Consider the following 14160-nt stretch of genomic DNA (forward strand, 5'->3'; position numbering starts at 1 on the left):
TTTAAAGGCCGCTATTTGAACGATTAAAGGAAAGCGATAGGTTCAAAAACAGGTAAGTTTTATTTTTTTGTATTTTTATTGCATTTTATTGACTATGTACTATCAGTTTTTGCTCAAATATGAATAGGGTTGTGATAACAGGGATGGGTATCTATTCGTGTATTGGGAAAAATCTCGACGAGGTTAAAGACTCACTTTATGCGGGCAGATCGGGCATTATTTATGATGCCATCCGTAAGGATTTTGGCTACCGCTCGGGCTTAACCGGAGCGGTGGAAAAACCGAACCTGAAGGGCACGCTTGATCGCCGGGCACGCATCATGCTGCCCGAGCAGGGCGAATACGCCTATATTGCCACAGCCCAGGCCCTGGAACAGGCAGGCATCGATGCCGATTATATTGCCCAAACAGATGTAGGCATTTTATATGGTAACGACAGTACAGCCAAAGCCGTGATTGAAACTACCGATGTGATCCGCGAGAAAAAGGACACCATGCTGATCGGTTCGGGAGCGGTATTCCAAACCATGAACTCAACCGTTACCATGAATTTGGCTACTATATTCAAGCTTCGCGGGGTTAATTTTACTATCAGTGCTGCTTGCGCCAGTGGTTCGCATGCTATTGGCATGGGTTACCATTTGATTAAAAGCGGCATGCAGGATTGCATCATTTGCGGCGGTGCGCAGGAACTGAGCCATTATTCTATGGGAAGCTTTGATGCACTCTCCGCTTTCTCAATAAAAGAGGCCGATCCGGCAAAGGCATCTAAGCCCTTTGATCGAGACCGCGACGGGCTTGTACCGAGCGGTGGCGCGGCTACGGTGATCCTGGAAAGTTTGGATTCGGCATTAAAAAGAGGCGCTAACATTTTGGGCGAGGTTGTTGGCTACGGCTTTTCATCAAACGGGGCGCATATCTCCAACCCAACGGTTGATGGTCCGGTACGTTCGTTAACCATGGCCCTGAAGGATGCAGGTATGCAGGCGTCCGAAATTGATTATATCAATGCGCATGCAACCTCTACTCCTGCCGGCGATGCCAGCGAGGCTAAAGCTATAGATGAGGTTTTTGGTGATTATAAGCCCCTGGTAAGTTCAACCAAATCAATGACCGGGCATGAGTGCTGGATGGCAGGCGCCAGCGAAATTGTGTACTCCATGCTCATGATGCAACACTCGTTTGTGGCACCGAACATTAACTTTGAAAACCCCGATGAGGATTCGGCAAAGCTCAATATCGCTGCCGAAACCGTCGAAAAAAATATAGATGTATTCCTGTCAAACTCGTTTGGGTTTGGCGGCACTAACTCGTCCCTGATTATTAAAAAATATATTTAAACCAGCCACTATGCAAATTGAAGAGATTATTGAAAGAATTAACAGCTTCCTGGCCGAAGAATTTGAGGTAGATGCAGATAAAATGGTTCCCGCTGCAAACCTGAAAGAAACACTCGACCTGGACAGCCTCGATTATATTGACCTGGTAGTAGTAATTGAAAGCAATTTTTCCTTCAAGGTAAAGCCCGAGGATTTTACAGGCATCGTTACCTTCCAGGATTTTTACGATTATGTGCTGTCACGCGTACAACCTAAGGAGCTTGCATAATGCCCGCCTGGCAGGGAAAATCAAAAGGAAATCCCCTTGGCTACCGCATTTTTGTTAGTGTTTTAAAGATAGGCGGCGTTATGCCGGCTTATTTTATGCTGAGGTTTGTGGCACTGTACTATTTCCTGTTTTCGTGGCAATCATCAAAAAGCACTTACTATTATTTCCATAAAAGGCTTGGGTTTAGTAAAATCAGGTCCATTCTGAAGCTTTACCGAAATTACTACCTGTTTGGGCAAAGCATTATTGATAAAATAGTGATCATGTCGGGCATCCCCAATAAGTTCACCTTTAATTTTGACGGGATTGATAACCTGCGGCAGATAGCCGCCATGAACCAGGGAGGATTGCTGCTAAGTTCACATATAGGCAGCTGGGAAATAGCCGGCGAACTGCTTGACCATATCAACACCCGCATTAATATTGTGATGTTTGATGGAGAGGACAAGCAGATTAAGCAGTACATGGAATCGGTAACAGGCAAGCGGAAAATAAACGTCATTGTGATCAAAAACGACCTGTCGCACATATTTAAAATAAACGCCGCTTTCCAGAACAACGAGCTGGTTTGCATGCATGCCGACAGGTTTATTGAAGGCAATAAAACCATAACAAGGGAGTTTTTAGGTGAGGATGCAAAATTCCCGGCAGGGCCCTTTGTAATGGCCGAAAAATTTAAAGTGCCTGTAACCTTTGTTTACGCCCTTAAGGAAAGCGCGCTGCATTACCACTTTTTTGCCAGTCCGGTAAAAGATTATTCGGGCTTTTCCAAAGGAGAAGGCATGCAGCAGCTGATAACAGATTTTGTAAGCAGCTTTGAAAACAAGGTAAAAACATACCCCGAACAGTGGTATAATTATTATAACTTTTGGCAATAATGGCTTTACCAACCCAGGATATTTTAACGCTGATCCCACAAAGGTGGCCCTTTGTGATGGTTGATGAATTGGTATCGTCAAACGATGACACCACACAAACCACTTTGCTGGTGCAGGCCGGCAACGTTTTGGTAAACGATGGTGTTTTAAGCGAAGCCGGCCTGGTAGAAAACATTGCCCAAACAGCCGCCGCGAGGGCCGGATACATAGCCCAACAATTGGGCAAACCTGTACAGGCGGGGTTTATAGGTGCTGTAAAAAACCTGGAAGTATTTGCCCTGCCAAAAGTTGGCGACACTATAGAAACCGAAGTAAAAATGGAAAACCAGGTGTTTGATGTAAGCATCATCAAAGGAAAAATCACCTGCCAGGGTAGCACCATAGCCCAATGCGAAATGAAAATATTTATACAACCCCAACAATAATATCAACCATGAAAAAAACCACAATTAAACTAAGTTTATTGATAGTTTTATTAACCGCCTTTTTAAAACCGGCGTCAGCCCAAACCAAAGCCGAGGTCTTCGACAAAAAAACACCTATCACCTGGCTGGGTATGGATTTTTCGCAAATGAAATTCATTGGCTCGGAAGAAGCTTACAGAAAAGAAGTGATCAATGCCGAGTTTGTAGGCAAGTATATTCCATTATGGGAAAACTTCTTTTTAAAGGAACCAAAAAAATATAACCCGGCGAGGGCGGTACACCGTGATACTGTCCATTTTGCTATGAACGTTACCGAAAAAGTTAACAGCGCACTTACCAAAAACTTCTTTGATACCGATCCCGGTCATTTCAAAACGCTCACCGAAAAAGACATCGATGCATTGATTAAAAACTATGATTTTTTAGGCAATAAAGGCATTGGCATGTTGCTGATTATTGAAGGTATGGATAAAGGGCGTGCACAAGGGGGTGCCTGGGTAACTTTTGTTGATATGGATAAGAAAACCGTTTTATATACAGTTTTCCGCACCGGCAACAGCCGTGGATTTGGTTTCAGAAATTACTGGGCGCACCCATGGCCTGTAATCCTGGACGATTTTGGCAGCGATTTCGACCTTTTCAAAAAATACTAAGCCGTCAGCGTTTTGCAGCAATCGTTAACAAATACTATTGAGATAGAGGTCAAATTCAGCGATGTGGATATGCTGGGCGTGGTTTGGCATGGCAACTATATCCGCTATTTTGAGGATGGCCGCGAGGCTTTTGGCAGGCAATATGGCCTGGGTTATATGGATGTATATAACGCGGGCTTTATTGTGCCCATAGTTAATGTGAACTGCGACTATAAACGTTTCTTGCGGTATGAAGATAAAGTGATCATCGAAACCATCTACACGCCTACCGAATCGGCCAAGATCAATTTTACTTACCGGCTACTCAACGCCCAAACCGGCGAGCTCATTGTAAAAGGATCAACCGTACAGGTATTTGTGCACCGGGATAATTTTGAACTGCAGCTCACCAATCCGCAGTTTTTTCTGGATTGGAAACAAAAACACGGACTGATTTAAGCCGATGCCCATGAAGAACGTGTACCTCATTGCCGACAACATTTGTTCGCCTCTTGGCGCTACCACTGCCCAAAACTTTGAGCAACTGGTAACTGATGTATCAGGCGTACGCAGGCACGATGATAAGGCGATGTCTGACGAGCCGTTCTTTGCTTCGCTGTTTGAAAAGGATGAGTTTGTAGATAGCAATTACACTAAATTTGAGCAGATGCTTATCGCATCTATAACCGATACATTAAAGGATATCGGAGTTAATCTATCTGATAAAAAAACAGCGCTCATTATTTCAACCACCAAAGGTAATATCAGCTTACTGGAAACAGAACAGCCCGGCCCCAAGCTGGATGAAAGGATAGCGTTACATACCTCGGCCAAAAAGATCGCCCAACATTTTGGCTTTGTAAATGAGCCAACAGTTGTTTCCCATGCCTGTATTTCCGGCTTGGTGGCCATGATCACCGGGATGCGGTTGATCCAATCGGACAAGTATGACCATGCTGTTATTGCCGGGGCCGATGTTATTTCCCGGTTCGTGCTTTCGGGCTTTCAATCGTTCCAGGCCATCAGCCCGGAATTATGTAAACCTTTTGATGTAAGCCGAAACGGTATCAATTTGGGCGAGGGCGCGGCTACGGTTATTTTATCAGCAGAAAAACCTTTGGGAGAAGCTATTGAATTGGTTTCAGGTGCTATAAGCAATGATGCCAATCATATTTCAGGCCCATCTCGTACCGGCGAAGAATTATATTACGCTATCAACAAGGCTATGGATGTCGCTGGCCTAAAATCAGCGGAAATTGATTTTATATCTGCCCATGGCACGGCCACTATTTATAATGATGATATGGAGGCCAAGGCTATAACACTGGCAGGGCTGCAGCTTGTGCCGCTTAACAGCCTCAAAGGCTTTTACGGGCATACCTTAGGTGCATCGGGTTTAATTGAAGCCATTATTTCAGCCCGGTCATTACAGCGAAACCTCGTTATCCCAACCAAAGGATTTAAGGAACAAAGTGGTGCCAACCCGGTAAATGTTTGTAACCAGCTGATATCAAAACCGCTTAACAATTGCCTCAAAATAGCCTCCGGCTTTGGGGGATGTAATGCGGCTATAATTTTAACCAAATCACAACAGGATCTTTTATAAATGAACACAGAACAGGTAGATGTATTGGTAATAGGTGCCGGTCCGGCGGGAACGGTGGCCGCTTCCATTGTACACCAGGCAGGTTTTAAGGCAAAAATTGTAGAGAAACAGCTTTTCCCCCGCTTTGTCATAGGCGAAAGCCTGCTGCCCCGCTGTATGGAGGCACTGACCGAAGCCGGCTTTGTGGATGCCGTGACCGAAAAAGGTTTCCAGGAAAAATCGGGTGCCAAGTTTGTGAAAGATGGCAAGATCTGTGATTACCAGTTTGCCGATCAGTTTACCCCCGGCTATAACCGGACCTGGCAGGTTCCCCGCGCCGATTTTGACAAAACTTTGGCCGATACCGTTGAGCAAATGGGAGTGCCGGTTAATTATGAAACTACGGTTACCAACATTGTTTTTAACGGCCCAGACTCTGTTACCACGGTTGAAGATAAGGACGGCAACCAAATGCAAATTGCGGCCAGGTTTATCATCGATAGCAGCGGTTATGGCCGGGTGATCCCTAAATTGTTTAATCTCGACAAGCCATCAACGCAGGTTCCCCGTAAAGCGCTTTTTGTACACACTGTTGATAAAAAACGTGCTATAGCCGATGAGCCCAACCGCATTACCATTGTGGTGCACCAGCCCGGCGTTTGGATCTGGATCATCCCTTTTGCCAACGGCATTACCTCGCTGGGCTTTGTGGGCAGCCCTGAGTTTTTTAAACAATTTGAAGGTACCGACGAAGAAATATTACGCAAACTGATAGCATCACAACCCTATTTCAGCGAACGCTTTGCCGATGTGGAGTTTGCATTTGCGCCGAAAACATTGGAATCATGGTCGGCCACAACGAGTAGATTTTATGGCGATGGCTTCGTACTGACGGGAAATGTCACCGAATTTCTTGACCCTATATTTTCATCGGGCGTAACGCTGGCAACGGTATCAAGCCAAACCGCCGCACATTTAGTGATTCGCACGCTTAACGGCGAACCGGTGGACTGGGACAAAGAATATATGGAGTATATGATGCAGGGCGTAAACACCTTTCGCTCATACGTTACGGCATGGTACGAGGGGGTACTGGATACCATATTTTTTGCCGATAACCAGGATCCGCGCATCAAAAGCATGATCTGCTCGGTACTGGCCGGTTACGTTTGGGATATGGATAACCCTTACGTAAAAAACCACGAAACAGCATTGCATAAACTGGCCCGCACCATCACGTTGAGGGATATTGTGGCCGAAGGTAAAAGCTGAAAGCTTGATACATTTATATATATTGAACAACCAGTATTACATATCATCCCATTGTACCATCAGCAGCAGTGCTGTACACTATAATGGTACGTTACTGTTTGAGGCGGAATATACTGATGTTCCCGGCTTTTTGTTATCCGCTTACCAGCTCATCGGTGCAAAATATCCCAAGTTTTATAAAATGGATAACCTGGCCAAACTGGGATGGCTCGCTGCGGAAGTATTATTGAAAGATTTTGATGCTACCAGATACCAACCAACCGATATCGGCGTGGTGTTATCGAACGCAAGCTCCAGCCTGGATGCCGATAAGCGGTATTATGATTCGGTACAGGAGATGGCAAGCCCGGCCTTATTTGTTTATACACTGCCCAATATCGTTATCGGGGAGATCTGTATCCGCCATCATTTTAAAGGAGAGAACGCTTTTTTTATTTTTGAGCAGTTTAATGCTGATTTTATAGTCAGCTACGTTTCCAATTTACTGGATATCCAGCAATTGCAGGTTTGTATTTGCGGTTGGGTTGAACTACTTGGCGATGAATATAAAGCGGTTTTGTTTTTGGTTGAGAAAGAAAAAAAAGAAGGCTTAATGCCTTTTACAATAGAAAATATTAATAAAATTACAACCCCACCCAAACCCTCCCCGGAAGGGAGGGCTTTTTTAAAAAATGCTTTTTAAAGTCTCCCCTACCGGGGGAGATTTAGAGGGGGCTGATTATAAAACTTACAAATGGATAAATTAATGGCCGATCTGAAAGAGCAGATCATTGAGCAGTTGAACTTACAAGATGTGAAACCGGAGGAGATAGGCGATGATCAGCCACTTTTTGGCGATGGTTTAGGACTTGATTCGATAGACGCGCTGGAACTGATCGTGTTGCTACAGCAGAAGTATAAGGTAAAACTTTCCAATGCAGAAGAGGGCCCCAAAATCTTCCGGTCGGTGCGTACTATTGCCGAGTTTATTGAAAACAGTAAAATCCCGAACGCTTAGCAATGTTACAGCCTGTTTTCATAGCCGGCGTGGGGGTAATTTCGGCCATAGGTAATACTGCGGCCCAAAACCTGCTATCGCTTGAGCGGGCCGAAACAGGCATTGCCGCCATCAAATATCTTGAAACCGAACACCGGGATGAATTTCCTGTTGGCGAAGTTAAGCTGAACAATGATGAACTGGCTGAATTATCCGGGTTGAATGTCAATACAAGCCGCACGGCGATGCTGAGTTCAATTGCAGCTCAGGAGGCATTAGCCGATGCCGGGATCAACAATTTTGCCGGTTTAAGAAGCGGCTTTATCTCGGCTAATTCTGTTGGCGGCATGGATAAAACCGAAGGTTTTTTCAGGAAATTTTTAAGCGATAATACCAAGGGCCGCCTGCGCAATGTGGTTAACCACGAGTGCGGTGCGGTTACCAATTTGGTTGCCGATCAACTTGGCATCAGGCATTACGTAAGTACCATCAGTACGGCTTGTTCTTCATCGGCCAATGCTATCATGTATGGGGCAAGGCTCATCAAAAACAATATGCTTGACGTGGTTATTGCCGGCGGCACCGATGCTCTTACCCGCTTTACGCTGAACGGTTTTAATACCCTCATGATCCTGGATCAGCAACCCTGCCAGCCTTTTGATGCCAACCGCCGCGGCCTAAACCTTGGCGAGGGGGCGGGCTATGTGGTACTGGTATCTGAACGGATAGCCATGTCGCTTAAAAAAGAATTGTATTGTACCCTCAGCGGCTATTATAATGCAAACGATGCTTATCATCAAACGGCATCATCGCCGGAGGGCACCGGCTCATTGCTGGCGATGGAAGGAGCCTTGAAAAAAAGCAATTTACTGCCTTCGGATATTGGCTATATTAACCTGCATGGTACGGGCACACAAAATAACGATAGTTCGGAAAGCGCAGCCATCAATAAGCTGTTTCATCCACGTTTTCCTAAAATGAGCTCAACCAAAGCTTTTACCGGGCACACACTTGGGGCAAGCGGCGGTATTGAAGCGGTATTTTCGGCACTGGCAGTACAACGTGGTTTAGTATACCCTAATCTCCGCTTTGAAACACCCATGGAAGGGCTGTCTTTTGCACCCGAAACCAGTTTTTCAAAACAACCGGGGCTTAGACATGTGCTCTCAAACTCTTTCGGGTTTGGCGGCAATTGCTCATCATTAATATTTTCAAAATTATAGGCGATGTATATCAGGGCAGCAAGCAACATATCGCCGCAAAACACATTTGGCAATCAGCCGTTCCTTTCGGAATTGGTTGAATACACAGGCGACAAGCTCTCCTGCATCGAGCCGGACTATAAAGCCCTTATCGATCCCAAACTCATTCGCCGCATGAGCCGCATCATTAAAATGGGTGTTGCTTGCGGGATGGATTGCCTGCAGCAAGCAGGTATCGATTTGCCCGATGCTATCATTACCGGAACGGCTTACGGCTGCCTGGAGGATACCAATACATTTCTGAGTAAAATGGTGCAGCAGAACGAGGAAGCCCTTGCACCTACGGCCTTTATCCAATCCACCCATAATACCATCAGCGCGCAGATAGCCCTGCTGCTGCAATGTCATAGTTATAACAACACCTTTGTAAATGGCGGGGCATCATTTGAAAACGCCCTGCTTGATGCCATGATGCTTTTGCGCGAGGGCGGGGCCCGCAATATATTGGTAGGTGGTATTGATGAAATTACAATTAACAGCCATGCCATTTTAAAGCGAATGGGCTTATATCGCAGGCAGTCAATCTCACCTTTTGAACTGCTTAATTTTCCTGACAAAGGAACAATGGCTGGTGAAGGCGCTGCGTTTTTCTTGTTAAGCAACCAGCCGTCAGATAACGCCTGGGCTAAAATTGATGGGGTTTCCGGCTTTTATAAACCACGCAATACAGCCGAAATACAACAACAGATCAGCAATTTTCTATCTTCTCAAAGCATCAGTATTGATGATATCGATTTGGTGCTTACCGGTAAAAATGGAGATACAAAAAACGATAGCGTTTATCAGCAGATGCAACACGCTGTTTTTATCGAAACGCCTGTCATCGGCTACAAACACCTTTGCGGCGAATACCCCACCTCATCTGCATTTGCATTGTGGCTGGCGGCGAATATCCTTAAAACGGGGGGTGTTCCTGCGGCTCTTGAACAGGCGGGTACACCTGTAAAAAAAATCCTCATTTATAATCATTATCAAAATACCCATCACTCGTTAATCCTGCTCTCGGCATGTTAAACTTCAGGAATACCAATATCCTATTTGGTTGCCTGCTGGTATTACTGGTGGGGGCTCACCTGCTGTATGGAATACCTTTACGGGCCTGTGTGGTGCCGGCTTTTGTTTACTTGCTCATCCTGTTTTATGGCTGTTATTACATCGGCTCCAACTTTTTTATACCAGTGATGTGTTCCGGAAAAACGAATAAAAAGATCATTGCCATTACTTTTGATGATGGGCCCAACAGTGAACATACGCCGCAGGTCCTGAACATCCTGCAAAAGCATCATGTACCTGCCGCTTTCTTCTGCATAGGCAACAGGATAGCCGGTGAAGAGGCTGTTTTGAAGCAGATTCACGAACAAGGCCATATCATAGGCAACCATAGTTTTTCCCATCATTTTTGGTTCGATCTGTTTTCATCTGCAAAAATGCTTGATGATATGAAGTTGATGGATCAGGCTATGAAACAAGCAACCGGTTTAACCCCGCTCCTGTTCAGGCCGCCTTATGGGGTTATCAATCCCAACCTTAAAAAGGCTATTATCAAAGGAGACTATGTACCCATTGGCTGGAGTGTACGTTCGATGGATACGGTGATTCATGATCCTCAAAAATTATTAAACAAAGTTGCGGGCCGTTTAAACCCCGGTGCTGTTTTCCTGTTTCATGATACAAGCGCCGCAACAATTTCGGCTTTGCCCCCGTTTATTGAACAGGTTAAAGCACGGGGATATCAAATAATGCGGCTGGATAAAATGCTAAATTTACAGGCTTATGCGTAGATTGATTTTTGCAGAAGAAAATACAAATAGCTCCCCTCTTGAGAGGGGGTGCGAGGGCTATATGCGTTGGCTGGGATGTGCCTCTGCGATTAGCTTATCAATGCAGAAACACACCCCTACACCCCTCTCAAGAGGGGAATCGCACAAGGCCGCGCTTTTTAACATTTCAAACTCCCCTCTTGAGAGGGGGCGCGAAAGCAACGAGCGTTGGCAGGGGTGTGTCTCTGCAATTAGCCTATCAACGCAGAAACACACCCCTCCACCCCTCTCAAGAGGGGAATCGCGCAGGCCTCTGCTTTTTAAATTGGCAATGATTTTAGTAGCTTTTATTTGTTTAACTTTTAATGCCTATGCCCAACACGCAGGCTACACCCAGCTAACTGATCTCACCAAATTTAAACAGCAGTTTGCCGAAGTTGCCGAAAAAACCAACAGCATTAAAAGTGATTTTACGCAGGAGAAAAGCCTGAGCATGCTATCGGAAAAGATCAGCTCCAAAGGAAAATTCTGGTATCGGAAACCCAATATGCTGCGCATGGAATACACCCAGCCTTTCAGCTACCTCATGATCATGAACAAGGATAACGTGTACATTAAGGATGGCCAAAAGGAAAACAAAGTATCAACCCGTTCCAACAAGGTATTTAAGCAGATCAACAAAATTGTGGTGGATTGCATCCAGGGAACGGCCCTCAACAGCGCCGATTTCAAGTCTGCCGTTTATGAAAACAAGGGCACTTACCTGGTTTCCCTTTCCCCGGTTAATAAGCAGCTGAGCGAGTTTTTCAAAACCATTGAAATTACTGTTGATAAAAAGGACTATTCTGTAAACACCATCCAGATGCTGGAAAGCTCTGGCGATAGTACCACCCTTCGTTTCACTAATAAAGAGATCAATGCCAATATCCCGGATGCGCTTTTTGTTATTAAGTAGCTGCCTGCTGATCCTTGCCGGCTGTTCATCCGTTTATAAAAATCTGAAGCCGGCAGACGGCAACGTACGTGAGATCAGGAAATTTGCTCCTGATTTTACGCGGGCGCTTTACAAAACCGAGGTAGATGTAATAGGTGGTCACCATTTAAGCGGGCTGCTGCTCATTAAAACCCTGCCCGATAAAAGCATCCGCATGGTATTCAGCAACGAGATGGGTTTTAAATTTTTCGATTTTGAGTTTAAGCCCGATGGCGGTTTTAAGGTATATTACATTATTAAGCAAATGGATAAACGCCCGGTGATCATTACCCTGCAAAAAGATTTTGAATTGGTAATGATGCGCAAACAAAACCCCGAAACAGGCTATCTGCGCAAGGATGGCGACTACCTATACTATGTATTTCCGCAGGAAAAAGGAGCTAATTACTATGTCACCAATAAAGCAGGAACAGAGTTGATCCGCATAGAGCGCTCATCCGACAGGAAACCGGTTGTGCAGGCCATTATGAAAGATTTTCATGACGGTATCCCCGATACCATCGGCATCAGCCATAAAAATTTCAAGTTTAACATCGGCCTCAAACGTTTGGAAAGATAATGCTCAAGGATACTTTTTTTACTTTCAGCCCGCCTGAAATTGATGGCAGTTTATTCAAGACAACCATCACCCTTAACCCAGCACATGATATTTTTAAAGGGCATTTTCCCGGCCAGCCCATTGTGCCCGGCGTTTGTATGATGCAAATGGTAAAGGAAGTTTTAGAAAATCAGTTGGGTAAAAACCTGCAGCTTGTTAAAGCGGATAATATCAAGTTTCTATCGTTTATGGATCCTGGTCAGCACCGGCAGGTTGAATTGGATATAAAGATTAACATAGCTGATGAATTGATTAAAGCCGATGCGCAGTTGCTGAATGAGGGGATCGTATTTTTGAAATTTAAGGGGGTGTTTAATAAGAACTCTAAATAAATTGTCATTTCGATACGAGGAACGAGTGAGAAATTTATACGCCCAGCAAAGTCCACTTTACAGGGCGCACAAGATTTCTCTTTCGCCCCCGACTCCAACCTCCCCGGCTTTATCGAAATGACAATTTTCTATATTTTGGTATCAATTCTGAGCAATCGCTTTTGCGCTTTTCCCCAACCTGATAGCCGCCAACAGGTAATAAAAAGCACCAAAGGCCGAGTATCCTGCCAAATTCACAATCCCCATATTAGGCGAATTAGCCATTGCTATAAATGATACACCCGCAATCATGGACTGGCCGCCACTCAATATCATTGGCCATTGGCCGCCAAATTCTTTACGTCTTTTTAGGCCTAATACCAGTTGGATTAACCCTGTTAACAAAGCCCAGGCACCGAATACAATTAATGCAGCAGGCACTCCTTTGGTTATAGCAAAACCTACTGCCAGGGTTGTAATGATACTAATAGCAACGTTAACATATTGTGGTGTTACTGATGTGCCGTTACCCTGGTTAGCTCGAATATCAAGGAATGTACCCACAACATCCCATAGCGGATAGATGACGAGCAATACTGTTGCCGCAACTGGTGAGGTTTTGGCTAATAAGGATACCAATATTACCCAGGTAACTGAAAATGCTACCCTTATAAAATAAAGCTTGCGCAGCTCACGGGCTGTTTTAGCTGCTGCTGATGTTTCGATGATCAATGTTTTATTTACTGACATGACTTTCAATTTTGTTTTCGTTTTTGTTTGATGAAGCAAAATTGGGCACAAAACGGGGCAATAATTTTCACTTAGGTGAAAACCGGACGGGGCATTTGTCAGCAGAGTATCGTTTTTACGGCTTTTGTTGAGATAGCCGCTTTTTGATTCGTGTTAGCGATGGGTTTTTGATGCCTAAATAGGACGAAATGTGATAGGCTGGAATCCGGTTTACAATGTTGGGATGCTGGGCTACCATTTTTAAGTAACGTTCTTCGGCGGTATTAAATAAAAACTCTTCTGTACGGGCTTGCGAGTGGTTAAAGAACAGTTCGGCAATCAGGCGACCAAACCTTGGCCAGCCGGTCGGGGTTGTATAAAGATACTGGAGATCGGTATAATTGATGGATATGATCTCGGCATCTTCCATCGCCTGTATAAAATAAGCGCAGGGGTACTGGTTAATAAAGCTCCTGAATGATACCAGAAATTGCCTTTCGGAAAAAAAATAAATATTCTTCTCTTCCTGCGTTTCGGGATGCACGTAATAAATCCGGAACAGGCCTTTGGTTATCAGCGCCAGATCGGTACATACAACACTTTGCATATTAAAAAAATCACTCTTAACAATTTTACGGCTGCGCCAGTAAGGCAGGCTAAGGGCAACATCATTTGCCGATAGCTCTGCAAACTTGCCAAGCAGTTCGTTCAATACCTCCTGTTTTTCGTGCATAGTGTAAAAAATGTGTAATCATCTCAAATATCGGTACAAAAACCCACACCCTTTTTCACCTGGGTTAATCAAATGAGTGTTTAATTTCTTATTTTACATTCAAACTAAATTCAGGATAAAAAACAATTGTTAAAAAAATCAATCAGCATCATGAAAAACATAAAATTATCGCCCCATGTTAATGAGTTTGATCGAGGTAGCCCTTTTCCTGGGCGCCATCATACTGGCGGTATCTGGCCCGCGAAAAAACAAAAAGAAAGAAAATAAGATCAATGCCGATGCTCTCCTGCATTCTGAATATCACGTTACAGAAAACGGCGGACTGGAGCACATAAAAAGCAATTATTGAAATTTTATCACTCCCCTATCAATAACCGGGACATACTTCTAAATAAAA

The 14160-nt window shown here is 44.6% G+C and carries 19 protein-coding genes; 17 read left to right on the top strand and 2 right to left on the bottom strand.

Translation table 11 applies throughout. The features are described from left to right. Window positions 1–119: 119 nt before the first annotated feature. The 16 genes from SNE26_RS22340 to SNE26_RS22415 all read left to right on the top strand — a co-directional run bounded on the left by SNE26_RS22340 (window position 120) and on the right by SNE26_RS22415 (window position 12322). Window positions 120–1340 carry a beta-ketoacyl-[acyl-carrier-protein] synthase family protein gene (locus tag SNE26_RS22340; protein ID WP_321556089.1) on the top strand — a complete coding sequence of 407 codons (1221 nt, stop codon included), beginning with the start codon at window positions 120–122 and terminating at the stop codon, window positions 1338–1340. A 10-nt stretch (window positions 1341–1350) separates the two neighbouring features. After that, entirely contained in the window at window positions 1351–1608 is a 258-nt protein-coding gene (locus tag SNE26_RS22345; protein WP_321556090.1) for a phosphopantetheine-binding protein, read from the top strand. Next, on the top strand, window positions 1608–2486 hold the full coding sequence (locus SNE26_RS22350) for a hypothetical protein (protein WP_321556091.1): 879 nt from the start codon (window positions 1608–1610) through the stop codon (window positions 2484–2486). Before SNE26_RS22345 ends, SNE26_RS22350 begins: the two co-directional genes overlap by 1 nt. After that, on the top strand, window positions 2486–2911 hold the full coding sequence (locus SNE26_RS22355; RefSeq protein WP_321556092.1) for a 3-hydroxyacyl-ACP dehydratase: 426 nt from the start codon (window positions 2486–2488) through the stop codon (window positions 2909–2911). Before SNE26_RS22350 ends, SNE26_RS22355 begins: the two co-directional genes overlap by 1 nt. Window positions 2912–2919: 8 nt before the next feature. Continuing rightward, complete coding sequence (locus SNE26_RS22360; protein WP_321556093.1) at window positions 2920–3564, top strand: hypothetical protein; 645 nt, start codon at window positions 2920–2922, stop codon at window positions 3562–3564. 12 nt (window positions 3565–3576) lie between these two features. After that, window positions 3577–4002 (top strand): acyl-CoA thioesterase, encoded by a 426-nt coding sequence (locus SNE26_RS22365; protein WP_321556094.1) that lies wholly within the window; start codon window positions 3577–3579, stop codon window positions 4000–4002. A 10-nt stretch (window positions 4003–4012) separates the two neighbouring features. After that, on the top strand, window positions 4013–5149 hold the full coding sequence (locus SNE26_RS22370) for a beta-ketoacyl synthase N-terminal-like domain-containing protein (RefSeq protein ID WP_321556095.1): 1137 nt from the start codon (window positions 4013–4015) through the stop codon (window positions 5147–5149). Then, window positions 5150–6400 (top strand): NAD(P)/FAD-dependent oxidoreductase, encoded by a 1251-nt coding sequence (locus SNE26_RS22375; RefSeq protein ID WP_321556096.1) that lies wholly within the window; start codon window positions 5150–5152, stop codon window positions 6398–6400. 22 nt (window positions 6401–6422) lie between these two features. Continuing rightward, window positions 6423–7082, top strand: coding sequence for a hypothetical protein (locus SNE26_RS22380; RefSeq protein WP_321556097.1), 660 nt, complete (start codon window positions 6423–6425; stop codon window positions 7080–7082). A 51-nt stretch (window positions 7083–7133) separates the two neighbouring features. Continuing rightward, window positions 7134–7397, top strand: a complete 264-nt coding sequence (locus SNE26_RS22385) for a phosphopantetheine-binding protein (protein WP_321556098.1) — start codon at window positions 7134–7136, stop codon at window positions 7395–7397. A gap of 2 nt (window positions 7398–7399) precedes the next feature. Further along, complete coding sequence (locus SNE26_RS22390; protein WP_321556099.1) at window positions 7400–8599, top strand: beta-ketoacyl-[acyl-carrier-protein] synthase family protein; 1200 nt, start codon at window positions 7400–7402, stop codon at window positions 8597–8599. 3 nt (window positions 8600–8602) lie between these two features. Then, complete coding sequence (locus SNE26_RS22395) at window positions 8603–9652, top strand: beta-ketoacyl synthase chain length factor (RefSeq protein ID WP_321556100.1); 1050 nt, start codon at window positions 8603–8605, stop codon at window positions 9650–9652. Further along, window positions 9646–10419 carry a polysaccharide deacetylase family protein gene (locus SNE26_RS22400; protein ID WP_321556101.1) on the top strand — a complete coding sequence of 258 codons (774 nt, stop codon included), beginning with the start codon at window positions 9646–9648 and terminating at the stop codon, window positions 10417–10419. The genes SNE26_RS22395 and SNE26_RS22400 overlap by 7 nt, the downstream gene beginning before the upstream one ends. A 310-nt stretch (window positions 10420–10729) precedes the next feature. After that, a complete protein-coding gene (locus SNE26_RS22405) occupies window positions 10730–11353 on the top strand; it encodes an outer membrane lipoprotein carrier protein LolA (protein WP_321556102.1) in 624 nt (207 codons plus the stop codon). Beyond that, window positions 11316–11951 carry a hypothetical protein gene (locus SNE26_RS22410; protein ID WP_321556103.1) on the top strand — a complete coding sequence of 212 codons (636 nt, stop codon included), beginning with the start codon at window positions 11316–11318 and terminating at the stop codon, window positions 11949–11951. Before SNE26_RS22405 ends, SNE26_RS22410 begins: the two co-directional genes overlap by 38 nt. Beyond that, window positions 11951–12322, top strand: coding sequence for a hypothetical protein (locus tag SNE26_RS22415; RefSeq protein ID WP_321556104.1), 372 nt, complete (start codon window positions 11951–11953; stop codon window positions 12320–12322). The genes SNE26_RS22410 and SNE26_RS22415 overlap by 1 nt, the downstream gene beginning before the upstream one ends. A gap of 141 nt (window positions 12323–12463) precedes the next feature. On the opposite strand, the gene SNE26_RS22420 is transcribed toward SNE26_RS22415, so the two are convergent. Both SNE26_RS22420 and SNE26_RS22425 read right to left on the bottom strand, forming a co-directional pair. Next, window positions 12464–13051 carry a DUF308 domain-containing protein gene (locus SNE26_RS22420; protein WP_321556105.1) on the bottom strand — a complete coding sequence of 196 codons (588 nt, stop codon included), beginning with the start codon at window positions 13049–13051 and terminating at the stop codon, window positions 12464–12466. A 115-nt stretch (window positions 13052–13166) separates the two neighbouring features. Next, window positions 13167–13763: a Crp/Fnr family transcriptional regulator gene (locus SNE26_RS22425; protein ID WP_321556106.1), complete on the bottom strand. Its 597-nt coding sequence runs from the start codon at window positions 13761–13763 to the stop codon at window positions 13167–13169. Between the two features lie 181 nt (window positions 13764–13944). On the opposite strand from SNE26_RS22425, the gene SNE26_RS22430 reads away from it, so the two are divergent. Continuing rightward, window positions 13945–14112: a hypothetical protein gene (locus tag SNE26_RS22430; RefSeq protein WP_321556107.1), complete on the top strand. Its 168-nt coding sequence runs from the start codon at window positions 13945–13947 to the stop codon at window positions 14110–14112. Window positions 14113–14160 lie beyond the last annotated feature (48 nt).

The organism is Mucilaginibacter sp. cycad4 (assembly GCF_034263275.1).
GTDB lineage: Bacteria > Bacteroidota > Bacteroidia > Sphingobacteriales > Sphingobacteriaceae > Mucilaginibacter.

Coding starts and splice junctions, on each gene's coding strand:
- SNE26_RS22340 (WP_321556089.1), top strand. CDS start 120: ATGAATAGGGTTGTGATAACAGGGATGGGTATCTATTCGTGTATTGGG.
- SNE26_RS22345 (WP_321556090.1), top strand. CDS start 1,351: ATGCAAATTGAAGAGATTATTGAAAGAATTAACAGCTTCCTGGCCGAA.
- SNE26_RS22350 (WP_321556091.1), top strand. CDS start 1,608: ATGCCCGCCTGGCAGGGAAAATCAAAAGGAAATCCCCTTGGCTACCGC.
- SNE26_RS22355 (WP_321556092.1), top strand. CDS start 2,486: ATGGCTTTACCAACCCAGGATATTTTAACGCTGATCCCACAAAGGTGG.
- SNE26_RS22360 (WP_321556093.1), top strand. CDS start 2,920: ATGAAAAAAACCACAATTAAACTAAGTTTATTGATAGTTTTATTAACC.
- SNE26_RS22370 (WP_321556095.1), top strand. CDS start 4,013: ATGAAGAACGTGTACCTCATTGCCGACAACATTTGTTCGCCTCTTGGC.
- SNE26_RS22375 (WP_321556096.1), top strand. CDS start 5,150: ATGAACACAGAACAGGTAGATGTATTGGTAATAGGTGCCGGTCCGGCG.
- SNE26_RS22385 (WP_321556098.1), top strand. CDS start 7,134: ATGGATAAATTAATGGCCGATCTGAAAGAGCAGATCATTGAGCAGTTG.
- SNE26_RS22390 (WP_321556099.1), top strand. CDS start 7,400: ATGTTACAGCCTGTTTTCATAGCCGGCGTGGGGGTAATTTCGGCCATA.
- SNE26_RS22395 (WP_321556100.1), top strand. CDS start 8,603: ATGTATATCAGGGCAGCAAGCAACATATCGCCGCAAAACACATTTGGC.
- SNE26_RS22400 (WP_321556101.1), top strand. CDS start 9,646: ATGTTAAACTTCAGGAATACCAATATCCTATTTGGTTGCCTGCTGGTA.
- SNE26_RS22405 (WP_321556102.1), top strand. CDS start 10,730: ATGATTTTAGTAGCTTTTATTTGTTTAACTTTTAATGCCTATGCCCAA.
- SNE26_RS22410 (WP_321556103.1), top strand. CDS start 11,316: ATGCCAATATCCCGGATGCGCTTTTTGTTATTAAGTAGCTGCCTGCTG.
- SNE26_RS22415 (WP_321556104.1), top strand. CDS start 11,951: ATGCTCAAGGATACTTTTTTTACTTTCAGCCCGCCTGAAATTGATGGC.
- SNE26_RS22420 (WP_321556105.1), bottom strand. CDS start 13,051: ATGTCAGTAAATAAAACATTGATCATCGAAACATCAGCAGCAGCTAAA.
- SNE26_RS22425 (WP_321556106.1), bottom strand. CDS start 13,763: ATGCACGAAAAACAGGAGGTATTGAACGAACTGCTTGGCAAGTTTGCA.
- SNE26_RS22430 (WP_321556107.1), top strand. CDS start 13,945: ATGAGTTTGATCGAGGTAGCCCTTTTCCTGGGCGCCATCATACTGGCG.